At 61.1% G+C, this 25980-nt stretch carries 19 protein-coding genes; 11 read left to right on the forward strand and 8 right to left on the reverse strand.

The annotated features are described in order from the left end of the window. Positions 1-36: 36 nt before the first annotated feature. Positions 37-1608, forward strand: coding sequence for a diguanylate cyclase (locus HUW52_RS11915; protein WP_175553732.1), 1572 nt, complete (start codon positions 37-39; stop codon positions 1606-1608). Positions 1609-1795: 187 nt separating this feature from the next. Here HUW52_RS11915 and HUW52_RS11920 read toward each other — a convergent pair whose 3' ends face one another. Continuing rightward, the gene (locus tag HUW52_RS11920; RefSeq protein WP_175553733.1) at positions 1796-2095 is read right to left on the reverse strand and encodes a hypothetical protein; all 300 of its coding nucleotides are present in this window, start codon (positions 2093-2095) and stop codon (positions 1796-1798) included. A 186-nt stretch (positions 2096-2281) separates the two neighbouring features. Here HUW52_RS11920 and HUW52_RS11925 point away from each other — a divergent pair, with 186 nt between their 5' ends. Then, on the forward strand, positions 2282-2722 hold the full coding sequence (locus HUW52_RS11925; RefSeq protein ID WP_175553734.1) for a carboxymuconolactone decarboxylase family protein: 441 nt from the start codon (positions 2282-2284) through the stop codon (positions 2720-2722). A 136-nt stretch (positions 2723-2858) separates the two neighbouring features. Here the strand turns inward: HUW52_RS11925 and HUW52_RS11930 are convergent, their stop codons facing one another. From HUW52_RS11930 to HUW52_RS11940, 3 genes are all read right to left on the reverse strand, one after another. Beyond that, positions 2859-4451, reverse strand: coding sequence for a DHA2 family efflux MFS transporter permease subunit (locus HUW52_RS11930; protein ID WP_175553735.1), 1593 nt, complete (start codon positions 4449-4451; stop codon positions 2859-2861). Next, positions 4448-5557 (reverse strand): HlyD family secretion protein, encoded by a 1110-nt coding sequence (locus HUW52_RS11935; protein ID WP_175553736.1) that lies wholly within the window; start codon positions 5555-5557, stop codon positions 4448-4450. Before HUW52_RS11935 ends, HUW52_RS11930 begins: the two co-directional genes overlap by 4 nt. A gap of 96 nt (positions 5558-5653) precedes the next feature. Continuing rightward, positions 5654-6418, reverse strand: coding sequence for a helix-turn-helix transcriptional regulator (locus tag HUW52_RS11940; RefSeq protein WP_175553737.1), 765 nt, complete (start codon positions 6416-6418; stop codon positions 5654-5656). A 98-nt stretch (positions 6419-6516) separates the two neighbouring features. Here HUW52_RS11940 and HUW52_RS11945 point away from each other — a divergent pair, with 98 nt between their 5' ends. From HUW52_RS11945 to HUW52_RS11975, 7 genes are all read left to right on the forward strand, one after another. Next, positions 6517-7650 (forward strand): MFS transporter, encoded by a 1134-nt coding sequence (locus HUW52_RS11945; RefSeq protein ID WP_175553738.1) that lies wholly within the window; start codon positions 6517-6519, stop codon positions 7648-7650. A gap of 108 nt (positions 7651-7758) precedes the next feature. Continuing rightward, the gene (locus HUW52_RS11950) at positions 7759-9486 is read left to right on the forward strand and encodes a ShlB/FhaC/HecB family hemolysin secretion/activation protein (RefSeq protein ID WP_175553739.1); all 1728 of its coding nucleotides are present in this window, start codon (positions 7759-7761) and stop codon (positions 9484-9486) included. Between the two features lie 97 nt (positions 9487-9583). After that, positions 9584-14050: a hemagglutinin repeat-containing protein gene (locus tag HUW52_RS11955; protein WP_175553740.1), complete on the forward strand. Its 4467-nt coding sequence runs from the start codon at positions 9584-9586 to the stop codon at positions 14048-14050. Between the two features lie 204 nt (positions 14051-14254). Next, positions 14255-14632, forward strand: a complete 378-nt coding sequence (locus HUW52_RS11960; protein WP_175553741.1) for a c-type cytochrome — start codon at positions 14255-14257, stop codon at positions 14630-14632. 104 nt (positions 14633-14736) lie between these two features. After that, positions 14737-15228, forward strand: coding sequence for a sigma-70 family RNA polymerase sigma factor (locus HUW52_RS11965; RefSeq protein WP_095121112.1), 492 nt, complete (start codon positions 14737-14739; stop codon positions 15226-15228). Positions 15229-15268: 40 nt separating this feature from the next. Beyond that, positions 15269-16252 (forward strand): FecR family protein, encoded by a 984-nt coding sequence (locus tag HUW52_RS11970; RefSeq protein WP_175553742.1) that lies wholly within the window; start codon positions 15269-15271, stop codon positions 16250-16252. Between the two features lie 98 nt (positions 16253-16350). Further along, the gene (locus HUW52_RS11975; protein ID WP_175553743.1) at positions 16351-18777 is read left to right on the forward strand and encodes a TonB-dependent receptor; all 2427 of its coding nucleotides are present in this window, start codon (positions 16351-16353) and stop codon (positions 18775-18777) included. A gap of 88 nt (positions 18778-18865) precedes the next feature. On the opposite strand, the gene HUW52_RS11980 is transcribed toward HUW52_RS11975, so the two are convergent. Next, positions 18866-20017, reverse strand: coding sequence for an MFS transporter (locus tag HUW52_RS11980; RefSeq protein WP_175553744.1), 1152 nt, complete (start codon positions 20015-20017; stop codon positions 18866-18868). A 241-nt stretch (positions 20018-20258) separates the two neighbouring features. Here HUW52_RS11980 and HUW52_RS11985 point away from each other — a divergent pair, with 241 nt between their 5' ends. Continuing rightward, a complete protein-coding gene (locus HUW52_RS11985; RefSeq protein WP_175553745.1) occupies positions 20259-21239 on the forward strand; it encodes a diaminopimelate epimerase in 981 nt (326 codons plus the stop codon). A gap of 65 nt (positions 21240-21304) precedes the next feature. On the opposite strand, the gene HUW52_RS11990 is transcribed toward HUW52_RS11985, so the two are convergent. Further along, complete coding sequence (locus HUW52_RS11990) at positions 21305-21958, reverse strand: carboxymuconolactone decarboxylase family protein (protein WP_175553746.1); 654 nt, start codon at positions 21956-21958, stop codon at positions 21305-21307. A 223-nt stretch (positions 21959-22181) separates the two neighbouring features. On the opposite strand from HUW52_RS11990, the gene HUW52_RS11995 reads away from it, so the two are divergent. Then, the gene (locus HUW52_RS11995) at positions 22182-23384 is read left to right on the forward strand and encodes an SRPBCC family protein (RefSeq protein ID WP_256668515.1); all 1203 of its coding nucleotides are present in this window, start codon (positions 22182-22184) and stop codon (positions 23382-23384) included. 19 nt (positions 23385-23403) lie between these two features. Here HUW52_RS11995 and codA read toward each other — a convergent pair whose 3' ends face one another. Then, the gene (codA, locus tag HUW52_RS12000; protein WP_175553748.1) at positions 23404-24651 is read right to left on the reverse strand and encodes a cytosine deaminase; all 1248 of its coding nucleotides are present in this window, start codon (positions 24649-24651) and stop codon (positions 23404-23406) included. A gap of 14 nt (positions 24652-24665) precedes the next feature. Then, entirely contained in the window at positions 24666-25937 is a 1272-nt protein-coding gene (gene codB, locus HUW52_RS12005; protein ID WP_175553749.1) for a cytosine permease, read from the reverse strand. Positions 25938-25980 lie beyond the last annotated feature (43 nt).

The raw sequence follows: 25980 nt of genomic DNA on the forward strand, positions 1-25980 counted from the left end.
GCTGGCGCCCTTGTCGTACCTGCCCAGGACTTGCTTTTGCCTATCCCTATTCACGACCCGCAACAGGCCCCCGGAGGCACCCTTAAACGCCTGCCGCTGCGCAAAGCGGCGGTGCTGTTTATCGTTGCGGTGGGGCTGTGCCTGTCCGGTTTGCTGTACCTGCAACTGGAGCAGTCGCGGCGTCAGGATCTGGCGGTGGCAAAAGTGGCTTCAAGCAACCTGACCCGGGCCATGGCGCAGCAAGCGGAGGACACATTCCTTGCCGCCGATCTGGTAATGACCAGCCTGGTTGACTGGATTCAGGATGACGGCTACGGCGCGGCGCAGCGACCGCGCCTGCAGAAAACCTTCGCCCGGCGCGTGCAGCAACTGGATCAGTTGCACGGCATGTTCCTCTTCGACACGCAGGGCCAATGGGTGATTACCTCGTTCGCCGATCTGCCCCGTGGCAATGGCGTGGCCGACCGCGAGTACTTCAGGTTTCACCAGCAGAACGCCTCGACGCTGGCGCACATCGGCCCGGCGATTCGCAGCCGCGAGAACGGTGAGTGGATCATCCCGATTTCCAAGCGCGTCAATGATCACGCCGGCAATTTTCAGGGTGTGCTGCTGGCCGGGATCAAGATGTCGTACTTCGACCGCTTCTTCGAAAGTTTCAGCCTCGACGACCAAGGCATCATGTTTCTCGGTCTGAGCGACGGCACCTTGCTCGCCCGCCGTCCGTTTGATGAAAACCTGATCGGCACGTCGCTGGCGCAAGGGCGGATTTATCGCACGTTGCTGCCCGAGGCCTCCGCCGGCACCGCAATGATCGATTCGGTGGTCGATGGGGTTGTGCGTCTGTACGGCTATCGACGCTTGTCGGCGTATCCGTTGGTGGTGTCGGCGGCGACGTCGCGCGACACGATTCTCGAGGGCTGGTACGCCCGCGCATTCCAGTCGAGTGTGATTGTCGCGCTGGTGATTCTCGGCGTCGGCCTGTTTGGCTGGGTGTTCATTCATCAGGTGCGCGACGGCGAACGGATCGAGAAAAACCTGCGCAAGGCCCAGCGCACACTGGAGCAGATTGCGACCCACGACAGCCTGACCGGGCTGGCCAATCGACGTCTGTTCGAGCGTTCGCTGGAGATCGAATTCGCCCGCGGCGCGCGGCAGGTCAGCCCGGTCAGCCTGATCATGCTCGATATCGACTTCTTCAAGCGCTACAACGATGCCTATGGTCATGTCGCCGGCGATCATTGTCTGACTCAGGTCGCACAGGTGCTGCAGACGTGCTGCCAGCGCAAGTCGGATCTGGCGGTACGCTACGGTGGCGAGGAGTTTGCGGTGCTGTTGCCAGACACTGACATCAACGGCGCGCTGGCAATTGCCGGGCAGATCCGCCGCAGTGTGATCGACAAGCACATCATCCACAGCGGCTCGCCGACCGGGTATCTGACGGTGAGTCTGGGGTGTTATTCGTTTATCCCGAGTGGCAATGACAGCCTGGAAGTGTTTATCCAACGTGCCGATGCGGCGCTGTATCAGGCGAAAAATGCCGGGCGCAATCGTGCGGCGGTGCTGTCGCTGGACAGCGGCCTGGCCGAGTTGATGCGCTCTGATCGCTGATCCAATCGCTGACACAAACCCCTGTGGGAGCGAGCTCGCTCGCGAAAGCGCCGTGTCAGCCGATGAAGATATTGGCTGATCTACCGCCTTCGCGAGCAAGCTCGCTCCCACAGTGATTTTCATCAAGCCAAGGTTATGTGAGTACCCATACAACCGAGGGTTTTCACCACGGATGGCTCTTGTTCGTTCAGCCGCCAGTGCCACCGCCCGCACCGCCAGTGCCGCCTCCGGCCGAACCGGTGCCGCCGCCAGCCCCCGACCCCGAACCGCTGGCGCCGCCATTGGTGCCAGTCCCGGAACCGGCACCGTTGGAGCCATTACCGCCCGAAGGCGCGCCCGGCGTGTTATCGGGTGGCATGGTCGAACCGCTCGTAGCACCGGATTTGGTGCCGGTGGCGTCAGCGCCATCGTTGGCGGCGAAGCTGACGGCCGAGGCGCTGGCCAGCAGCCCGGCCAGTAACAACGAAGTGAGTTTGCGCGTGATCATGATCCGTCTCCAGAAAGGGGATGTACCTGATATTGGTCAGACGCGCAGGACCCTTGGTGCCGGTTGCCTGACGAGCGGTCAGCCTTTGCACCCAGTGGCCTCCTGATCTTCTGGAATATTGGCTATTTGCCGAACCGGGTGTGAGGGCTAACGTAGCCACACATTCACTTGCTGCCCGGAGCCACCATGAAACCTCGTACCGATTTCTATACCGCTTCCCCAGACGCCCTGAAAGCGATGATCGCGCTGGAAACCGCGGTGTCCAAACTGCCGCTGGAGAAAAACCTGATCGAACTGGTCAAGCTGCGTGCTTCGCAAATCAACGGCTGCGCGTTCTGCATCGACATGCACACCACCGATGCGATCAAGGGCGGCGAAACCCCGCGCCGGCTGTTCGCGGTGACTGCTTGGCGTGAAGCGCCGTTCTTCAGCGACCGCGAACGCGCCGCGTTGCTGTGGACCGAATCGTTGACGCAACTGAGCCTGACCCATGCGCCGGACGAGGATTACGACGTGGTCGCGGCGCAATTCACCCCGAAAGAAATGGTCGACCTGACTGTGGCAATCAGCACCATCAACAGCTGGAATCGTCTGGCTGTGGGCTTCCGCAAAATCCCGCAGGTGTAAGCCTCAACGCATAACCCCTGTGGGAGCGAGCTTGCTCGCGAAAGCGATGTATCAGTCGCAAAATTGTTGCCTGATACACCGTATTCGCGAGCAAGCTCGCTCCCACAGGGGGCGGTGGATAGTTTCAGAATAGGCATCAATGCCCATCCGCACTCGGCGCCGCCGGTGGTTGCACCTTGCGCATCAAGGGCACCATCGCGGTGGCGATGACGAAGCACGCCCCGATCATCAAAAAGGTGTCGCCGTAGGTCTGGGTTTGCGCCTCGCGGTAGGTCAGCAACCACAACTGGCGCAGGCTGGCGGTGACGCCGACGTCGCCGCTCTGGCCCAGAGTCGCGAGGTTGCCGCCGACCTGCGACAGCCACTGATTCAACGCTTCATTGCTGCTGTTGAGATGCTCGGCCAGCCGCGTGAAGTGCAGGTTGGTGCGGTCATTGAGAATGGTCGCGCACGCCGCAATACCAATGGCACCGCCGAGATTGCGCATCAGGTTGAACAGGCCCGACGCATGCTTGAGCCGTGCGGGTGCCAACCCTCCCAAGGTCAACGTCACCGCCGGCGGCACTGCCAGTTGCTGAGCAATCCCGCGCAACGCTTGCGGCAGCATCAACTCTCCGGCACCCCAGTCGTGGGTGATCGGACTGAACTCCCACATCGACACCGCAAACAAACCCAGACCGACCATCATGATCCAGCGCAGATCGACGCGATTGGCCAGAAAGGCATACAGCGGAATCGCCATGATCTGGAATACGCCAGTGGAGAAAACCGCCAGACCAATGTCCAGCGCGCTGTAGCCGCGCACCCGGCCGAGAAACAGCGGCGTCAGGTAAATCGTTGCGAACAGGCCGATGCCGGTGACGAACGAGAAGAAGCAGCCGAGGGCGAAATTGCGATCCTTCAAGGCACGCAGATCGACGATCGGATTGGCCACGTGCAAGGTGCGGCCGATGAAGGCCAATCCGGCGAGGCCACTGATCCACGCTGTGGTCAGAATGGTCTGATCGCTGAACCAGTTCCAGCGCGGGCCTTCTTCGAGGGTGTATTCCAGACAACCGAGAAACAGCGCGAGAAACACCATGCTCAGGTAGTCCGCGCCTTTGAGCAGGGACAATTCCGGCTGGTCGATTTTCACCAGCATCGGCACCGCTACGGCAACGAAAATCCCCGGCACCAGGTTGATGTAGAACAACCAGTGCCACGAGGAAATATCAGTAATCCAGCCACCGATCACCGGCCCCATTGTCGGCGCCAAGGACGCGACCGCACCGATGGTCGCGGCGGCGATCACCCGTTGTTTGCCGGTGAAGAAAAAGAACGCCGTGGTGAACACCAGCGGAATCATCGAACCGCCGAGAAATCCTTGCAGCGCGCGAAAGGCAATCATGCTCTGGATGTTCCAGGCCACGCCGCAGAGCAGGCTGGCGAGGGTGAAACCGACTGCCGAAGCGCAGAACAACCAGCGCGTCGAGAACACGCGCGACAGCCAGCCCGACAGCGGAATCACGATGATTTCGGCGATCAGGTAACTGGTCTGCACCCATGCGGTTTCGTCGGTGCCGGCGGACAGTCCACCGCCGATATCACGCAGCGACGCCGAGACGATCTGGATATCCAGCAGCGCGATGAACATGCCGATGCACATGGTCGCGAAGGCGAACACCTTGGTCGCGGTCGCCATGTCCGCCGGGTTGAATGGCTGTGCAGGGGCGGCGAGGGTGCTGCTCATGGCGCGACGGCCACGGCGCTGGTTTCAGGTTGCGCGCGGGTGTCGACTTCCGCTGTTACCGAGAGCCCCGGACGCAAGTGGCCGAGCACGCCGTCAGCCGGATCAAGGAGGATCCGTACCGGCACGCGCTGGACGATTTTGGTGAAGTTGCCGGTGGCGTTTTCCGGCGGCAGCACGCTGAACTGGGAACCGGTGGCAGGGGCGAGGCTGTCGAGACGGCCGTGGAATTCCTGACCGGACAGCACGTCGGCGCGGATGCTCACGCGCTGGCCGGGTTTCATCCGCGCCAATTGGTCTTCCTTGAAGTTGGCATCGACCCATAAACCGCTGGCCGGTACCACGGACAATTGTTGCGAACCGGCCTGGGCATAGGCGCCGACTCGAGCGCGGCGGTTGCCAATGACGCCGTCGACCGGCGCGCGCAGTTCGGTATAGCCGACATTCAACTGCGCCAGATCACGTTCGGCGCGGGCTTGCTGGAGGGCGGCGCGGGCCTGTTGTTTCTGGGTGTCGATCACCGCGAGTTGGCGTTGCGCGGCAAGCAGTTCGGCCTGGGCGCGGGCGCTCAGGGCTTGTGCGGTTTTGAAGGTGGCGTCGGCGCGTTGTGCGCTTTCCACGGACACAGCATTGGTGCTCACCAAGCGTTTGTAGCGCGCGTTGTCATCCTGCGAACGCGCGGTTTCTGCGCCGGCGGCGTCGATGCCGGCTCGGGCCTGACCGATCACTGCTTGTTGCAGTTGTTCGGTGGCGTCGAGGTTGGCCAGCAGCGCTTCTTCGGCGGCGACGGCGCCATCGGCTTTGGCGAGGTTGGCGCGATAGTCGCGGGCGTCGAGGCGGATCAACACATCGCCGGCCTTGACGTGCTGGTTGTCGCTGACCAGCACTTCGTCAATGTAACCGGCGACTTTCGGCCCGATCACCGTGACATCGCCACCAATATAGGCATCGTCGGTTTCTTCGAGAAAACGCCCGGCGCCCCACCAGTGCACGGCATACACACCGGCGAAGATCAGCGCGAGCAAACCCGCGCCGGGAAGCAGCAAGCGTTTAAGCAGGGGCGGCTTGGACTTCACCACAACAGGTTCGAGGTTGGGCATGCTGGTCATGGCGGATTACCTGGGTAAACGGGTAGTTATTACGGCTGTAATATGACGCAGGTAATATTTAGTCGCAAATGATTTCTGACGCCGATCGTCAGTTGTTCATTTGAGCCAGTGGCCCGGTGTGCTGCCGGTCATGGATTTGAAGAAGGCGATGAAGGCGCTGTCGCTGGCAAAACCCGTTTCAAAAGCGCAGTAACTCAGGCTGCGTCCGGTGGCGAGCAATTCCATCGCGCGCATCAAGCGCCACTGCTGGCGCCATTGCTGATAACTCATGCCGGTTTCGCGCTGGAAGATTCGCCCGATGGTGCGGCTGCTGGCGCCGATCTGCTGTTCCAGCACTTGCAGTTCCGGTGGCAGTCGATCCGGCGTTTTCAGCAGCGGCGCCAGGCGCTTGTCCTGAGGTAACGGCAACAGCATCGGTTGCTGCGCCGCTTCGACGATTTCGCTCAGGCACAGGCCGAGCAGGTGGGCGAATTTGCCTTGCTGCCAATCGGTGGCGAAATCGGCCAGCGCCATTGGTTCCAGCACCGCACGCAACAAGGGGCTGACTTCGATCACGCAGACCTGCTGCGGCAACTCGGCGCACAGTTCGGGGATCAGGTAGATCGAGCGGTAATCGACACTTTGCTGCATCACGGCACGATGGCTGACACCCGGCGGAATCCACGCCGCCCGCGACGGCGGCAGCAGACACAGCTGCTGCGCCAGGGTAATCCGCGTGCAGCCTTGTCGCGTGTACAGCAATTGCCCGCGTTGATGACGGTGCAGGCCGGAATTGTGATCACTCAAAGTCGAGGCGATGCCAATCACCGGTGCCTGAAAGCGATCAGCGTCAAAGGTTGCGTGGGCGTCGAGCCAAGCCATGGGTTGTCCGATTTCAGCGATTAGTTGGCAGGGTTCGGATAATACGCCACTCACCGATTCTTAAACTCCTCGGCGATTTATGTGAGGAGTGATGAAGAATGAACAACAGACATTTCCTGTGGCTGGCGATTTCGCTGCTGATGTTTCCGCAGATCGCGCAAACCCTGTACAGCCCTGCGCTCGGTGATATCGGGCGTGTGTTTAACGTTGGCCCGCAAGCCGCCGCGCAGACGTTGTCGGTGTATTTCCTCGCGTTTGCTGTCGGGGTGGTGGTGTGGGGGCGTTTGTGTGATCGCATCGGTCGGCGCCCGGCGATGCTCGCGGGCTTGGCAATCTATGCGATGGCCACGCTTTTAGGCCTGCGGGTCAGCAGTTTCAACGGCTTGTTACTGGCGCAGATGTTGGCGGCGTTCGGTGCGGCGGTGGGCTCGGTGGTCACGCAAACCGTGTTGCGCGACCGCTTCAAAGGCGCCGAACTGGCGCAGGTGTTTTCGTTGGTGGGCATTGCGCTGGCGGCCAGTCCGGCGATTGGTTTGTTCAGTGGCGCCGGTCTGGTTCAGGCCTTTGGTTATCGCGGTGTGCTCGGCGCCTTGCTGTTATTGGCCACGCTGCTCTGGTTGTGGAGTGTGTACGCCTTGCCGGAAACCCGAGCGGAACAACCACCGCACGTCTGCCTGTTCGAAACGTCAGGGCGCATGTTGCGTGACCCGGGAATCTGGCGCTCGGCGCTGTGGATCGCGTCATTCAACGTGGCGCTTTTCAGTTATTACAGCCTCGGCCCGTTCATGTTTCAGCGGCTGGGGGTGGACGCCAGTGTGTTCGGTTACAGCGGTGTGATCCTCGCGCTGGGTTCAGGTTTTGGAGCATGGCTTAACCGGCGTTTATTGACAGCCGGGTTCAAGGCATTGCAGTTGATTCGCCTCGCGGGTGGCATCGCGTTGCTCGGTGGCGTGGGCGTGTGGTCGCTGCAGAACAGTGTCGCGTTCGTCCTGCCGATGTTGTTGGTGGTATTGGCGTTCGGCTTGGCGATCCCCAACATTCTCGGTGCGGCGCTGGCCGATTACGCTGATCGATTGGGCACCGCCGGGGCGTTGTTGGGCTTGATGTATTACTTGCTGATCGGCACAGGGCTGATGCTCGCCGGCTGGTCTCAAGCTCTCGGGGAAACCCTGATAGTGTGCAGCGCCGTGGCCTTGCTGCTGACAATAAAGCCAGGCAAAGCAATTGTTTAAGAAATGTAAGCGCTGTAGGAAGCGTCTTGCATTTGTGTAGGAGGGCTCCGACTATCACGATCATTGATGACATGGCATTACGCCATTTTATGATCGCAAGGATGTTGCGTGCCGTATCCGTTTCGCGCTGTTTTCCGTCGTCGTTCCACGCTTTGCCCGCTGTTGTCGGCCTTTGTGTCGAGTGTCTGTGCCTCCTCGATTGAAGCCGCCGAACCTGTAGCGCCGGGCCAGGAAGTGCTGCGCCAGCAGCAACAGCAACAGCGCGATCTGCAACAACTGCAACTTGAACAAAGGAAGCGACAGTTGGAGCGCGGCGCGTTCGGCCCGACGCCGATCACTCCGGCCATCCCGCAAACGGTTACTCCCGATGAACGTTGCTGGCCATTGAGCGGCACGCGCATCGGCGGCGTCACGCTGATCGACAGCGACAAACTCAACGCGCGGATCAAACCGCTGCTGGCGCCGTGCATGGGCGTCGGCCAGATCAATCATCTGCTGGCGACCATCACCGCGAGCTACGTCGACAAGGGCTACATTGCCAGCCGCCCGTATCTGGTCAGCGCACCGGCAGCGGGGCAGTCGCTGGATATCCGCGTTGACGAAGGCTACATCGAGTCCATCGAACTGGCCGATCAAAGTCTGCCGGTGTCCCTCGCTGGCGCGTTCCCGAACATGCTCGGTGAGCCGCTGAACCTGCGCGATCTGGAGCAGGGCCTCGATCAACTGAATCGCCTGCGCTCGATCGATCTCACCGCCGACATCGCCCCCGGCAGCCAGCCCGGCGCCTCGCGAATCATCCTGCGCTCACGCACCTCCGCGCATTCGCGCTGGGCCTTGAATGCCGGTTTCGACAACCTCGGCAGCGCCAGCACCGGACGCGACCGCGATACGGTCAGCCTCAGTCTCGACAGCCCGTTGCAACTCAACGACTTGTTGAGCCTCAGCGCCAGCGACACCCTCAATCAGGGTGACCGCTACAGCCGCAATGCCAGCCTGTATTACGCGATCCCTTACGGCTACTGGACCTACAGCGTGTTTGCCAGCCATGCCGAATATCGCGCGCCATTCAAACTGCCGAGCGTGACCTTTCACAGCACCGGCATCACCGACCAGGTCAGCCTGCGCGCCGACCGTGTGTTGTGGCGCGACCAGAGCCGTCAACTCAGCGCCAACCTGCAACTGGCGCACAAGGATGTCGACAGCTATCTGCAAGACGTCCGCCTCGGCATTCAGAGCCCGACCCTGACCGTGGCCGAGGCCGGGCTCAATCTGTTCTGGCTCGACCGCGCGGTGTGGAACCTCGACGTCAATTACGCCCAAGGCCTGCGCTGGTTTGGCGCCGACGACGATTCACAGCAGCAGATCAACAATTTGCCCAAGGCGCAGTTTCGCAAGTACCGCGCCGGCCTCAGCCAATGGCGTAACGGTCAGTTCGGCGCGCAGGCCTGGCAGTGGCAGAGCCAACTCAATGTGCAGTACAGCCCGGACCCGCTGCCAGCGATTGAACAGTTGCTCGGCACCGACGATTCGGCGGTGCGCGGCTACCGGGTCAGCAGTGCCTCCGGCGCCAGCGGCGCGATCTGGCGCAACACCTTGCGCCTGCCGATGCGCATTGAGTGGCCGCTGCAGATCACCCCGCGTGTGGGCCTCGACCACGGCTGGATCAAGGCTGATCACGGCGCGCAGGGCCAACGCCTGAGCGGCGCCAGTGTCGGCCTGAATCTGGGCTGGAAGAATCTGCAAGTCGACGTCGATTACCAGCGCGCCCTCAACACCCCGAACGGTCTGCAGCACGAGCCAGAGACCTGGCTGATGCGCGTGGGCCTGCAAATCTGAACAACGCAGTGAACAAACAGCCGTCGGATCTGAGCGCGTCAGCCACGGCCAAGACTAAACGCGCAACGTGATGCCGTACTCACATGGAGACGTTTTTATGCTAGCACACACCTTTGCATTTCATCTTTCCCCTCGGGGCAAATTGCGCTGGGCGATTGCCAGCCTGTTCTTCGCCGTGCATCTGCCGAGCGCGCTCGCCGGCGGCGTCGTGGTCGCACCAGGACCCGGCGGCACTGCGCAATTGCAGACCCAGGGCGGTGTGCCCATCGTCAACATCGTCGCACCCAACGGTTCGGGCCTGTCGCACAACCAATTCCTCGACTACAACGTCGACCGTCAGGGCCTGGTGCTGAACAATGCCTTGCAGGCCGGGCAATCGCAACTGGCCGGGCAACTGGCGGCCAACCCGCAACTGCAAGGACAGGCCGCGAGCGTGATCCTCAACGAAGTGATCAGCCGCAATCCGTCCGCCATCAACGGCGCGCAGGAAATCTTCGGCCGGCCTGCCGATTACGTGTTGGCCAACCCCAACGGCATCTCGGTCAATGGCGGCAGTTTCATCAACACGCCGAATGCCAATCTGGTGGTCGGTCGCCCGGAACTGAATGACGGCAAACTGCAAAGCCTGAACAGCCGCGACGCCAGTGGTCAGTTGCAGATTCAAAATGGCGGCCTGCGCAACGGCGAGGGCTCGATCAACCTGATCGCCCCGCGTATCGACAGTCAGGGCGCGATCACTGCGCGCGATCAATTGAACCTCACGGTCGGGCGTAATCAGGTCGACTACGGCAGCGGCCAGGTGAAAACCGTTGATCCGGCGGGCAACACCGCTGATCAACGCATCGACGCCAGCCTGTTCGGCGCGATGCAGGCCGGGCGCATCAACATTGTCAGCACCGCCGAAGGTGCCGGCGTGCGGGTGGGCGCGGTGCAGGTGGCCGGGCGTGACGGTGTGCAGATCCGCTCAGCCGGTGACTTGAGTGTCAGCGGTGAAGCGCTGGCCAACAGCCTCGACGTGACCCGCGCCGGTATCCGCAGCAGCCAGGGCGATGTCGCTTTGCACAGCGGCAAGGACCTGACGCTGGCCGCCACCGATGTCAGCGCTCGCGACGTTACGGTCGACGCCAAACGCAACTTGACCCTGTCCACTGTCGAAAGCCGCAAGCTTCAGGAGAAGCGCGAAAACTGGAACAACAGCACCATCGGTATCACCTGGGAAACCTACGATCGCACCCAGACTGACAGCGAATCGCGTCAGCACGGCAGCCAGATTATTGCCAGCCGCGACGCCAAGTTGTCGTCCGGCAAAGACACCGAACTGAGAGCCGCCAAAGTCGAAGCCGCGAACAATCTGAGCGTGCAAAGCGCTGGCGATCTGCGCCTGACCGCCGCCACTGAAAGCCACACCCAGACCGATCAAGGCAACCACCGCAAACACCTGTGGAAAGCCGACTGGAACAGCAGCAGCGAAGAGCAGCGCAGCGTCACCAGCCAATTGAAGGCCGGTAACATTGCGCTGCAAACCGCCGCGCTGTTGCGCTCCGAAGGCGCCGAATTGAGCAGCGCCGGCGACGTGCAACTGGCCGGCAAACAGGTGGAAATCACCACGGCAACTCGTACCAATCGCAGCAGCGACAACCGATATTCCGGCGATCTGGTTGGCGGTGGTTTCTTCGGCAAGACCGGCGATGCCGACAAGGGCAAGACCCAGCATCAGGGCAGCAAGGTCAACGCCAGCGGCAAGTTGATCGTCAAGGCTGACGACGTGCGTATCAGCGGCAGCCAGGTGCGTGGCGGCACCGACGCCAGCGTGATCAGCGACAAGGGTTCGCTGGTGATCGATGGTGTGCAGGACACCTCGCACAGCAACAACCACGACAAGGACAGCAAGTTCTTCGGCATCAGCAAGGACGAGTCGCGGCAGAACAGCCAAGACAGCAGCACCGTGCGCAGTGAACTGGTGTCGGACAGCAACCTCAAGCTCAAAAGCGCCAAGGACATCGAAGTGGCGGGTTCTACGGTCAAGGCTGACGGGGCGCTGACGGCCGACGCGGCGGGTGACGTCCATGTGCATGCTGCGCAGAACACTCACGACAGCACTGATACCACGCAAACCCGTGGCTTCGATGCGTACGCCAAAGAGCAAACGCCAGAGCAGTATCGCGCCGGGGTTCACTACCAAGACAAACAGCAAACCGTCACTAGCAACGACGTCACCCAGCAAGGCTCCAGCCTCAGCGGCGGCAGTGTGCAGGTGAAGGCGGGCGGTGACGTCACGCTCAAAGGCGCTGAGGTGAAATCCACTGCTGGCGACACAACGTTGAGCGGTAAAAACGTGTCGTTGCTGGCCGAAGTTGATAGCCACAAAACCGCCACCGACACCTCCAGCACCGGCGGTGGTTTCTACTACACCGGCGGCCTCGACCGTGCTGGCAGTGGCGTCGACTTCGCCCACAGCACGGCGCAGGATTCGACCAGCAAAACCACCGCACAGACCACGAATGTGCAGAGCAGCGGCAATCTGAACATCAATGCCGACAAACTCGCCACCGAAGGTGCACAACTCAAGGCCGGCAACGGTCTGAATGTTGCCGCCAACGAGATCGACAATCGCGCGGCCAGCAACCGCGAAAGCAGCACGCACACCGAGAGCAACTGGTCGGCGGACATCGGCGCCAACCTCGAGTACAAAGACATCGCCCGGCCGGTCGCGGGCGCGGTCAAGGACGTGCTCAACGGCAAGATCCCGGACAAGGACGCACTGGCCAATCTCGGTCAGCCGAATGTCGGTATCGACGTCGCGGTCGGTCACGGCAGCGCCAGCAAAACCGAGCAGAGCAGCAACGCTGTGGTCAGCCGTTTTGACGGCGGCACTGTCGATGTGAAAACCACTGGCACGCTGCATGACCAAGGCACTCAATACAACGCCAGCGCCGACCAAGTGAACATCAGTGCAGACAAACTGCTTGCCGATGCTGCGAGCAATACGCATAGCAGCAGCGCCAACGCGGTGGATGCCAAGGTCGACGTGCGCGTCTACACCAAGACCGGTGAAGACGTGAACGTCGCTGGCAGCGGCGCGGGTGGCAGCAGTGCGTCGAGCAAGGACAGTTCCACCGCCGTGGTCGGCGGTTACGCCGGCAGCCAGGGTGTGAACATCAAAGTCGGTGGCGACGCGCAGTTCGAAGGCAGCCGTTTCGATGGCGGGCAGGGCGGTGTGAGCATCAACACTGGCGGTGATCTGGCGCTGAATCAGGCCAACGACCGGCAGAACAGCAACGACAGCAGCCTGCGCGGCAATGGCTCGCTGACGGTCGGCACCTTGCCGGGCACCGATGGTACCAACGTTGATCTCGGCGCCGGGTTCCAGCTCGATCACAGCGGCAAGCACAGCACTGACACCCAGGCTCATGTGGCGAGCATCATCGGCAACGGCCCGGTGCAACTCAGCAGCGGCGGCAATCAAGTCCAGCAAGGCAGCAAGATCGGCGCTGGCGCCATAAATCTGCACGCCGACGGCAAGCTCGATCTGCAAGCCGCAACCGACACTCACACCGCCATCGGCAGCAACCTCGGCGGTGGTTTGAAGGGCGGCGGCAGCAAAACCAGCAGCGAGAAGAGCCGTGATCAGGGCGGCAATCTGAGCGGCAACTTCAACATCGGCCGGGTCAACGAGGATTCGAAAATCCTCAGCGGTGGCCAGCTCAATAGCGAGAACGGCATTGTCCTGAACGGTGATTCGGTTCATCTGCAAGGCACGCAAGTCAGCGCACCGAACGTCAACATCGACGCGCAGAAGGGCGGTTATGTGCAGGAATCGGCGCAGTCCAGCGACAACCGCAATAACTGGAATGTCGCGTTGAACGCCGGCGGCAAACTGAGCAGCAAGACCCCAACGGCAGCCGATGAAAAGGCCAGCAGCGATCATGATTTCAACGCCGGGGCCAAAGTGGGCGTGGATTACCTGCAAGGCGGCACCCAGCAGAACAGTCAGATCAAGGCTGACAGCGTGGTGTTGAACAGCGCCGGTGATGCACAGCTTTCGGGTGCGCAGATCGACGCGAAAACTGTCAGCGGCAAGGTCGCGGGTGATCTGACCGTCGAAAGCCGTCAGGACAGCAGCAACCACGCCAAGGTCGATGTCGATCTGGGCCTGACTGCGAAGAAAAATCCACCGAGCGACAAAGAGAAGCTCGCCGGCACCGACTACAAACCGACGCTGAAAGTGCAGGGTGAGTACGCGCACAAGGACAGCGTTGCGCAGGCGTCCGGTATCAGTGCCAGCCAAGGCTTGAACCTCGCGGTCGACGGCGCAACACAACTGACCGGTGCGCGCATATCGGCGACGCAAGGGAAGGTCGATCTGGGTGGTTCGAAGGTCAGCAGCACTGATCTGAGCAACCGTGACTACGGTGTGAAAGCGGGCCTTGATCTGCCGCATAAAGCCGAGGAAAACGCACCGAAGGTTTCCCTGGAAAACGGCAACCTGAAAGTCGGTCCGGTCACCCTCAGCGGGCATCTGGATACCCAGACCCTGCAAGCCGGGATCGACGAAAAAGGCTAAAACCAACGGTAGTGGATGTGCCAGATCTGCCATCCACCACCGAACCCTGTGGGAGCGAGCTTGCTCGCGAGAGCGTCCGCCCAGTCACTGCAACCAGTGCCTGATGTACCGCCTTCGCGAGCAAGCTCGCTCCCACTTTGTTTTGCGCCAAGCGATAAATCTCGCGCATCATGCGCGACCTTAAAGACGCCATGGAGGCAAACAATGAAAACAGCATTCGTCGCAGTACTCGGGGCTTTGTTGATCGCTCAACCCTCCGTGTCGTTCGCGGATAACAGCAACGGCAAAAACCTCTATTCGCAGCGCTGCGCTGTGTGCCACGGCGCCGATATAAAGGGCACCGGACCGCTGGCGCATAAAAGCAATCCGCCTACACCTGACCTGACAACGTCCGCGTTCAAAAAACGCCTGAATGAATATCCGGGCGTGATTGTGTCGTCGATCATCCTTCGCCCGAACGGCAACCTGATTCCGAAAACGTTGCAGGAGAACGGGGTAAAGATACCGCCACACGCCTGGAGCGTTAAGGATCTGCGCGATCTGCATGAATACATGAGCGGCGTGATTGCGCTAAAACGCTGATCTTCAGTTGCTGCGCGGACAGTCGGTCGAGGAATCCATTGCTTCGGCTTAATGGTAACCATTACTATTCACGCCCTTTTCTTTAGCACGCCGCCAATACCCCCATGCGTCCTCGCAGACCCGGCTTTTTCGAGCATTACGAAGAGTTGATCGGCACCTGGACTCGTCGCCTGCGCAATCGCGCGCAGGCCGAGGATCTGGCGCACGACACCTTTGTGCGCGTGCTTGAGTCCGATTCGGCGGCGGTGCAGCAGCCACGGGCGTATTTGCATCAGACCGCGCGCAATATTGCGGTCGACGGTTATCGGCGTGAGGATCGGCGCGGCGCCATGGAGTCACAGGCCCTTGATCACAGTGAGTCGTCATCCGGCGACCCGGAGCATTACATGCAGGCGATCCAGTTGGCCGATTCCATCGAACGGGCGCTCAGCGAGCTGCCGGTCAATTGCCGCAAGATCTTCGTCTGGCAGAAGATCGAAGGGCTGACCCAGGCCGAAATCGCCGAACGCCTGGGGCTGTCCAAGAACATGGTCGAAAAGTATATGATCCGCACCCTGCGGCATCTGCGCGATCGCCTCGACGGGCTGCAGTCATGAACCGCCGCAGCTTTTCATCCCCAGCCCAACAGGACATTCCATGATGGATACGCGTGATTGCGCGTGCGGGCAAACAACGGTGCGCGATGACGCGGCTCGCTGGTTTGTGCGTTTGCAGGAGCCGGCTATTGATGGCGTCGAGCAGCAGCGCTTCGACGCCTGGCTGAATCAACATCCGCAGCACCGTGACGAATTCCAGTTGCTCCAGGGCTTGTGGTCGGCGGCCGATCTGCTCCCGGCGCCACGCCTCAAAGCCCTCGCTGAAACACCGCCAACCCGCCGCGAACGCCGTCCGATGCTGCGTTATGCCGTGGCCGCGAGTGTGCTAGCGGTGGCGCTCGGGCTGGGACTGTTCAGTGGTTTGAATCATCCGGGCGGCTACAGCGCCGAGTTCGCCACAACGTTGGGCGAGCGCAAACATGTGGCGCTGCCGGACGGTTCGGTGATTGATCTGAACAGCCGCAGCCGTTTGCAGGTGCGTTTTGAACAGGATCGTCGCGTCATCGAATTGAGCGAAGGCGAGGCAATGTTCAGCGTCGCTCACGACACCTCGCGGCCGTTCGTGGTCGAGGCGGGCAACGGCAAAGTCACGGTCACCGGCACGCGTTTCGATGTGCGCCGCGATGGCATGCAAACCCGTGTGGCAGTTGAGCAGGGCACAGTGAAAGTGCAGGGTCGTGATGCAGCAGATGATCAGTTCATCAGCCTGACCGCCGGCCTCGGCACCTATGTCGACGCGCAGGGCAAAGTCGCCGCTGCCTATGCGGTGAACCCGGTGGAGCTGACGGCATGGCGCAGCGGCAAACTGGTGTTCAACAACGCCAGCCTCAGCGAAGTCGCCGCCGAAGTATCGCGTTATCGCGACAAGCCGCTGACCGTTGCCAACCCGTCGGTGGCCAGTCTGCGCCTGACCAGCGTGTTCAAATCCGACAACACCGATGCCTTGCTCAAAGCCTTGCCGAGCATCCTGCCAGTGGCCGTGCGCACCCTTGCGGATGGCAGTCAGGAAATAATTTCAAAATAAAATTCAGGTTTTTTTCGAGTTCATCGTCTTCCTGTTCAACTGCAACTGGTTTGCATTAACAGCCGCACACTCTTGCGATCCACAGGACTACGTACGACGTGAAAAACACCCCTGCCAACAACAAAAAATCCCCTTGGTTGCCGCTGGCTCTCGCGCTGGCGGTCAACGCGGCGATGCCGCTGGCCTTTGCTGGCGAAGCGATTCATATCCGCGCGCAGCCATTGGGTCAGGCTCTGAGTGAACTGGGTCAGCAGACATCGCTGCAAGTGTTTTTCAGCCCGGACCTGGTCGCCGGCAAACAGGCTCCGGCGGTCGACGGCGATATCTCTCCGGAACAGGCTTTGCGCCAATTGCTGCAGGGCAGCGGTCTGGATTATCAGATCAATGAAGGCTCGGTAACGCTGTCGCCAGCCGCGACTTCCGCCGCCGGCAACGGCCCGCTGGAATTGGGCGTGACCGACATCAAAGTGGTCGGCGACTGGCTCGGTGATGCCAACGCTGCGGTGGTGCAGAACCATCCGGGCGCGCGCACGGTGATCCGCCGCGAAGCGATGGTCGAGCAGGGCGCGATGAACGTCAGTGACGTGCTCAAGCGTGTGCCGGGCGTGCAGGTGCAGGACTCCAACGGCACCGGCGGCAGTGATATTTCCCTGAACGTCGGTGTGCGCGGTCTGACCTCGCGTCTGTCGCCGCGCTCCACCGTGTTGATCGATGGTGTGCCGGCGGCGTTCGCCCCCTATGGCCAGCCGCAACTGTCGATGGCGCCGATCTCCTCGGGCAACCTCGACAGCATTGACGTGGTGCGCGGCGCCGGTTCGGTGCGTTATGGGCCGCAGAACGTCGGCGGGGTGATCAACTTCGTCACCCGCGCGATTCCGGAAAAAGCCACCGGTGAAATCGGCACCACCCTGGAAACCACTCAGTACGGTGGCTGGAAACACATCGACACCGCGTTCCTCGGCGGCACTGCCGATAACGGCATGGGCGTAGCGTTGTTGTATTCCGGCGTCAACGGTAACGGCTACCGCGAGCGCAACAACGGCAACGACATCGACGACGTGCTGCTCAAGACTCATTGGGCGCCGACCGATCAGGACGATTTCAGCCTCAACTTCCACTACTACGACGCTACGGCCGACATGCCCGGCGGTCTGACACAGAAGCAGTACGACGCCAAACCGTACGACTCGGTGCGGGACTACGACCAGTTCACCGGTCGGCGCAAAGACGTGTCGTTCAAGTGGATCCGCCAGATCGACGAGCGCACCCAAGCGGAGATTCTGACGTATTACACCGACAGTTTCCGTGGCAGCACCATCGCCGCCCGCGACCAGAAAACCCTCAGCTCCTACCCGCGTTCGTATTACACGCTGGGCATCGAGCCACGGGTGTCGCGGGTATTCGATGTCGGCCCGACCACCCAGGAAGTCAGTGTCGGTTATCGCTACCTGAAAGAGGCGATGCACGAATCGTCGAGCCGTGTGGCGCTGGTCAACAACCAGCCGGTGCTTACACCGACTTCCGACGGCCATGTGTTCCAGGACCGTACCGGCGGCACCGAAGCCAATTCGGTCTACATCGACAACAAAATCGACGTCGGCAACTGGACCATTACTCCCGGTATTCGCTTCGAACACATCAGCACTGACTGGCATGACCGCGCGGTGCTCGACACGGCCGGCAAACCGGTACAGGCGAAAAACCGCAGCATCGAAAGCAACGAACCGCTGCCGGCGCTGAGCGTGATGTATCACCTGTCAGACGCGTGGAAACTGTTCGCCAACTACGAAACCTCGTTCGGCAGCCTGCAGTATTTCCAGCTCGGCCAGGGCGGTGCGGGTGATCAGACCGCCAACGGTCTAGAGCCGGAAAAGGCCAAGACCTACGAGATCGGCACGCGCTACAACGACGATGTGTGGGGCGGTGAAGTGACGCTGTTCTACATCGACTTCGATGACGAGCTGCAATACATCAGCAACGACGTGGGCTGGACGAATCTCGGCGCGACCAAGCACCAGGGCATTGAAGCCTCGCTGCATTACGACATGGCGGCGCTGGATCCGCGTCTCGATGGCTTGACCGCCAACGCGGGTTTCACTTACACCCGCGCTACTTATGAAGGCGAGATTCCGGGCTTCAAGGGCCGTGATCTGCCGTTCTATTCGCGGCAGGTGGCGACCGTTGGTTTGCGTTATGACATCAACCGCTGGACCTACAACCTCGACGGTTTTGCCCAGTCGAAACAGCGTTCGCCGGGCACCGGGGTGAACGCCGATGGCAGCTTCAACGGCAATTACATTACCGACGGCACGGCGGACGGGCAGTACGGCGACATTCCGGGTTACGTGACCTGGAACGTGCGTGGCGGGTATGACTTTGGGCCACAGGTGTCGAATTTGAAGCTGGGCGCGGGGGTGAAGAACGTCTTCGACAAGCAGTACTTCACCCGCTCCAGCGACAACAACTCGGGGATGTATGTCGGCGCGCCGCGCACGTTCTTTGTGCAGGCCAGCGTCGGCTTCTAAAGCATAAGATCAAAAGATCGCAGCCTGCGGCAGCTCCTACATTGGAATGCGTTCCTGTAGGAGCTGCCGCAGGCTGCGATCTTTTGCTTCAGACTTTCAGGACTTTGCCGCCGATGGCCACTGCCACCAACAGCACCGCCATCAAACCAAAGGCAAAACTCAAACTGCTGGCATGCGCTACAAAGCCGATCACCGCCGGCCCCGCCAGAATCCCTGCATAACCGAGCGTGGTAATCGCCGGCACCGCGATGCTTTCCGGCATCACCGTCTGCTTGCCCACCGCCGTGTACAGCACCGGCACGATGTTCGAACAACCGGCACCGACCAGCGCATAACCGACCAGTGCCGCTTCCCAGCTCGGCGCGAAGGTCGCCAGAAACAAGCCTGCCGCTGCCAATAGACCGCCAAACAAAATGATCCGCGTAGCACCGACAATCCGCACAATCCGGTCACCCATCAAGCGTCCTGCCGTCATGGTCAGGGCAAACGCTGCGTAACCCAATCCCGCATAGGCGGTGTCGATCCCGCGTTCCTGCGCCAGAAACACCGCACTCCAGTCCAGCGCCGCGCCTTCGGTGAGAAAGACGATGAAGCACATTCCGCCGATAAACAGCACGATGCCATGGGGGATGGCGAACGCTGGGCCCGAGCTTTCACTGCCGTAGGGCAACATGTGCGGCACGCATTTGAACAGCGCCGCGATCAACACCACGACCACCACCAGCATCGCCGCGAGCGGCGTCAAGCCAAGGCCGAGCAGGGCGCTGACACCCGCCGCGCCGACGATCCCGCCGAGACTGAACAAGCCGTGAAAGCCCGACATCATGTTCTTGCCGCTGGCGCGTTCGACGATCACTGCTTGCAGGTTTACCGTCGAATCCACCGTACCGAGGCCCGCACCGAACACGAACAGCGTGGCGATCAACGCCGGTATCGACGACACCGTCGCCAGTAACGGCAACGCCGCGCAGATCAATAACGTGCCGCCGGTGGCAACACGCCGGCAGCCGAAGCGCGTGGCCAGAATCCCCGCCAGCGGCATCGCCAGAATCGAACCCACCCCCAGGCACAACAGCAACAACCCCAGCGTGCCCTCATCCAGTCCGGCGCGGGCTTTGGCGTAAGGCACCAGCGGTGCCCACGCGGCAATCCCGAGACCGGCAATGAAGAAGGCGATGCGCGTGGACATCTGTTGCAGGCGTCCGGGGACGAAGGTGTCTTGAGGGTTGAGGCTGGTCATATCGATCCTTGGCAAAAAACATCGCGTCCCCGAAGGACAGTGATTGAGCGTCGAGGTTCGATCGCCAGTCATTCGAGGACGTACAGCCGACATCCTAACCTGTAGGAGTGAGCCTGCTCGCGATAGCCGTGTGTCAGTGGAAAAAATGTCGACTGCACACCACTATCGCGAGCAGCTCGCTCCCACAAGGGATTGCGTTTTACAGTGGCGGCTTCAGGGGATTTAACAGCAAGGGCCGGTGATGACGCAGTTCTACGATGCACGGGGCAATATTTATGGGGTGATTTCGCCGCAGGCACTTCGCGAGGCGGGCATTGATTTACCGGCCAGTGCTGCGCAGTGTGCTTCGTCGAGACAGATCTGGAGCCGCGCAGCCATCACGTTGTGCTGCGACTGGCCTGAAGGCGAGCGCCCGGCGAACAGCAAACCCCACCGCAGCGACGGTCTGTTGATCGGCCCGTTCCAGGCTTCACCGCCGTTCGAGGTGCTGATCGTCAACACCGATGGCTCGCTGGCCGAACGCAGTGGCAATGGCTTGACGATTTTCTCTGAGTTTCTGGCCGCGCAAGGCTGGATGGCGGAGGAGGGTGCGCTGTTGCGTGTTCATCATGACAAGGGCGAGCCGGTGGAAACCTCGGTAAAACCTGCCGAGGTCGAAGGCGTTAGGGGCTTCTGGCTGGACCTCGGTCAACCCGTATTCGGACCTGATGCCGTTGACGCATCATGGACGCCAACCGTTGGGTTCAACGGTCGGGATGTCAGCGCTGTGCAACCGTTGGTGCAGCTCGATCCGTCGTGGGCCCATAGCCAGTTCGTACGCATCGGCAACCCGCATTGCGTGACACTGCTCAGCGACAAGGGCGCATTGCCCGAGAATCAGCAGATGCGTGAGTCGCCATTGAGTGAGGGGTTGACCCGGATCGCTTACGCCATGCCGGCCGGCGCCGGGCAGCCCTGTCCGGCGGGCGTCAATCTGCAATGGGCCGCGCGCGAGGCGACACAACGCATCGTTGCCCGGGTGTTCGAACGCGGCGAAGGGCCGACCGCCTCCTCGGGCACCAGTGCCAGCGCGGTGGCGTCAGCGGCGTGGCGGGTCGGTTGGGTCGCAGGTGGCGCCGTACACGTCGTCATGCCCGGCGGCACGGCGCCGATTCTGCTGGAAGAGGTCCACGGTGAATTGCTGCGTGTCAGCTTGTTCGGCACCGCCCGCCTGATCGTATAACCGTTGCAGGCGCAGCCTGCGCCAGTGTCGGCAGAAAGTTGGGGCGAGGCCGTGTCGGCGCAAGATTAGTGAGCCTTGAACAGCGTTACGCTCGTCACGGCTGCACCCTGCACCTCGAGTCGTAGCATGGCTTGCGCAGTTGACTGCTGTTCAAAACATTCAACGATCACCGAGTGTGCCGATGTCGCCAGCAGCGACAGGCTGCGGGCATGCTTCAACTGGCGTTTCACTGCGGTACTGACAGGAATCGGCGCTTGTCCTTCGCGCACGAGCTCACAGAACGCCAAAGCCACCTCACGCGGCGTCGGTGCGGGAGGCGATATCAGACCGGCCTCGTCGAACAAACGATTGAGTTGCTCGGCCGCGCTCACCGCTCGCGGAAACCCCGCGAATGCCGACGCCTGCAGCAGCACTTCGGTCATTTCGCCGGGCGCCAGTCCCGAGGCCAGTCCCGTCTTGAGATGGACGCTCAACGGCGGGCCGATCATGCCTGAGGCCACGATCGCGGCGAATGACACGGCTTCACGCAGGCGCGGGTCGAGTCCGGGGCGTGCATGCAGATGTCCGTACACAACACCGACTGCCAGTTCTCCCAACGCCGGTACGGTATGAAACAAGGCGTCGAGGCGGGCACCGCCGTCAGGTACAAGTTCGACAAAGGTCTGGCGACCTTCGGTATACAGCGTGGTCATGGGAGGGGAGTGAGGGTTGTGTTTCATGGCGAGTCCTCAAGCGAATGAGGATGGCGGCTGATCAACTACGCACGAACTTCAGCATGAAAAAGCGTACATCCGAGAGGGGGTGTGCGGCCCGTTGCGATGGCGGCCCTCACACCTTAGCTCAAGTTTTGCGGGCGCGAACCTGTTAGTTCTTACAGTTTACGGATGCTCGAATTGCGCTTAAAAGGGGAACAGTTCAATCGCAAAGACTCCAGCTGTGTCGATGCCCGATCAGTATTCGGAGGCGATGATGGATCATCCAACGCAAGTGTTACTTGTGCGCAAAATATTCAGCCTGCTGGATCAGGGCTCTACCAGCCTGGCGGACGCGCCGTTTCTCAATCCGGTGTCCGTTTATCACTGTGCGCACCAGTTGGCACTGGAACAGGCCGGTCTGTTCGGTGCCTATCCGTTGTTGATGGGACTGAGTGCCTGTTTGGACCATCCGGGGGCTTATCTGACGGATGACTTGAGTGGCGTGCCCATCGTGATCATTCGCGCGGCCGATGGCACACTGAACGCGTTCATCAATGTCTGTCGGCATCGCGGCGCGCGACTGCTCGAGGGACAAGGAACGCTGAAAAACGCTTTGACTTGTCCTTATCACGGCTGGATGTACAACCTTCAAGGCCAGCTTGTGCAATTGATGCCAGCCGGCAGTTTTCCGGGCCTGACGTGCGCCGAGCACAATCTGCGGAGTTTGCCGGTGTTCGAACGGCACGGTCTGATATGGGTTGCCCGGGAGCCCGGACAAGCGGGCAGTGCACAGCGGCCATCGAATACGCTTGATGCAGAAATTGCTCATTTGCGCCTGGAAAACTTTTCTCTGTATGAAACGCGATTGCTCGAGAAACCGTTCAATTGGAAAAATGCACTCGAGACGTTTTTCGAGAACTGGCATTTCCCGTTTCTGCATCAGAAAACCGTGGCGTCGATTTTTCTTCCAGCGGTCAGCCATTTCGAGGCCTTTGGCAACGATGCGCGTCTGATCATGCCGCGACGAAGCATTCTGACCCTGCGCGATCAACCTCCCGAACAGTGGAATCTACTCAAGCATTCGCTGGTCATTTATTTTCTTTTTCCCAATACGCTGGTGCTCTGGCAGCGCGATCACCTTGAAATCTGGCGGGTATTCCCGAAGCCGCAAACGCCCGGCGCCTGCCTGGCGCAGGTCGCGCTGTATACCCCGCGTGCAGCCACCACGGAACGTGAGCGCGATCTCTGGGACACGAACATGAAGCTGCTGCTGGAAACGGTGGACGGTGAGGACTTCGAGGTCAGCACGAAAATACAGCAGGGCATCGCGTCAGGTGCGCAGACACACCTGACGTTCGGAAGAAATGAGCCGGCTCTGCAGCATTTCCACCGAGTGATCCAGCAAGCGCTGACAGCTCAGCGCGTGGGGTTGTCCGAGCCGGTTCGGTGACAGTGCGCATGCCGGGTATTCAACCTGGCAGCTGGTTGAACTCCACCACCGGCATCTGCCGCTTCATCAACACCTTGCCACTGCGAATCGAATACAACGGCAAGCCCTGACTGCGGATCACTTCGTAATCACTGTCCGCCGAGAGAATCAGCAGATTCGCCGGGCGGCCCTGTTCCAGACCATAGCGATCACCCAGGTGCATGGCTTTGGCACTGTTGTCGGTGACCAGATCCAGCGCACTTTGCAGGTTGCGGTAACCAAGCATGTGGCAGATGTGCAGCCCGGCTTCGAGCACGCGCAGGATGTTGCCGTTGCCCAGCGGATACCAAGGGTCGACGATGGAATCCTGGCCGAAACACACGTTCATCCCGGCTTCGAGCAGCTCATTCACGCGGGTCACGCCACGGCGTTTCGGGAAGTTGTCGAAGCGGCCTTGCAGGTGAATGCTCTCGGTCGGGCAGGAGACAAAACTGATTCCGGAATGACCGAGCAGGCGGAACAGTTTTGCGCAGTAGGCGTTGTCATAAGAGCCCATCGCTGTGGTGTGGCTGGCGGTGACGAGGGCGCCCATGTCGCGGCTGCGTGCTTCTTCGGCGAGTACTTCAAGAAAGCGTGAGTGCGGGTCGTCGGTTTCGTCGCAATGCACGTCGACCAGACAACCGGTGCGCTCAGCCAGATCCATCAGAAACTTCACCGAACTGACGCCCTGATCGCGGGTGTACTCGAAATGCGGAATGCCGCCAACCACATCCGCGCCCATGCGGATCGCTTCCTCCATCAACTCGCGACCGTTGCGGAACGACTCGATGCCTTCCTGCGGAAACGCGACGATTTGCAGGTCGATGAGATGACGGCTTTCCTCGCGCACTTCGAGCATGGCTTTGAGCGCGGTGAGTTGCGGGTCGGTGACGTCAACGTGGGTGCGCACGTGCTGGATGCCGTGGGCGGCCAGCGTCTGAATGGTTTTCTTCGCGCGGGTCTTGGTGTCTTCTTCGGTGATAGTGACCTTGCGCTCGCCCCAGCACTCGATGCCTTCGAACAGCGTGCCGCTCATGTTCCAGCGCGGCTCGCCAGCGGTGAGGGTGGCGTCGAGGTGAATGTGCGGCTCGACGAAGGGCGGCACCACCAGATTGCCGCCGGCGTCGAGGTCATCCGGGCCAAGGGTGGGCGCTTCGGTCTGGCGGGCGATGCTGCGGATCAGGCCGTCTTCGAGGTGTAATTCGTGCAAACCTTCCTGGTTGCGCAAACGGGCGTTGATGATGTGCATCAGGCGAATCCTTTTTATAGGTCTTGTAGTGGCGCGCTGGCGCTGCGAGCGCCAAGCACGCCGGTGACGATGACATACGTTAGCGCGGCAGCCGCGATCCCTACCAGCGGCGCGACCCACGGCGAGCTGAACGCGGCGATGGTGCCGACCGCATAGGCCCCGAGCCCCGGCCAGTTGAACGCCGGCAACCGTGCGTCGGCCAGACGCGGATAGTGCCCGCGCCAGCGGTAGAAAAAGTCCGCCATGATCACCCCGCCAATCGGTGGAATCACCGTGCCGAGCAGAATCAGATAAGGCACGAGCATGTCGTACATGCCCAGCAGAGCGAGCAGGGTGCCGATCACCGCGCCAGCGAGGGTCACGGTCTTGCGCCGGCCAGTGCGCAGCAGGTTGCAACCGGCGACGGCGAAGTTGTAGATGGTGTTGTCCTGAGTGCTCCAGATGTTCAGCAACAGCATGGCCATCGCGGCCATGGCGAAACCTTGCAACAGCAGCACTTCCACCACGTCCGGTTGCTGATAGACGATGGCGCCGTACGCGCCGATCAGCACCATCAGGCCATTGCCGATGAAGAAACCGATCAGGCTGGCCAGCACTGCGACCCGGGCCGAGCGTGAGAAACGCGTCCAGTTGGTCGCTTGCGTCGCGCCGCTGACGAAGGTGCCGAACACCAGGGTGATCGCGGTCGACCAGTCCAGCGAGCCGCTTGGCACCACGCTGAGCAAACCTTCGAAACCGCCGACTTTCACCGTCGCTACCCACATCGATAGCATCAGCAGCAACATCATCGCTGGCACGGCGATGTACGACAGAATTTCCAGCCCGCGATAACCGACGTACGCCGTGGCGCAGAACATCAGGCCGAACAACACCATCAAGCCGAGCACCGTACCTTCGTCGAGATCGAAATATTTACCGATCACAACGGCAGCCGTCGCCGTGCCCCAGGCATACCAGCCGATCTGGGTGAAACCAAGGATCAGGTCACTGAGCTTGCTGCCGACTTCGCCGAAACAGAAACGGCCCATCAGTACCGAGTTGAGGCCGCTTTTGAAGGCGATGTAGCCCAGTCCTGCCGCATACAAACCCAGCAGCAGGTTGCCGACGACGATCACCGCCATCATCTCGCCGAAACTGAACGCCACGCCGAGCTTGCCGCCGGCAAACATGGTCGCGGTGAAAAACGTGAAACCGAGCAAGACCATGGCCGTGGAGGCCAGACCTTTGCGTGCATGCATCGGCACTTCGCTGAGGGGGTAATCGTTGCCGGGATCGTTCTGCGTCATGGGGCGGTCCTTGCTGGAATAGAGGAGACGCGGGGGAGGGTTG

The sequence above is a fragment of the Pseudomonas sp. 43A genome, from assembly GCF_013363935.1.
GTDB lineage: Bacteria > Pseudomonadota > Gammaproteobacteria > Pseudomonadales > Pseudomonadaceae > Aquipseudomonas > Aquipseudomonas crudilactis.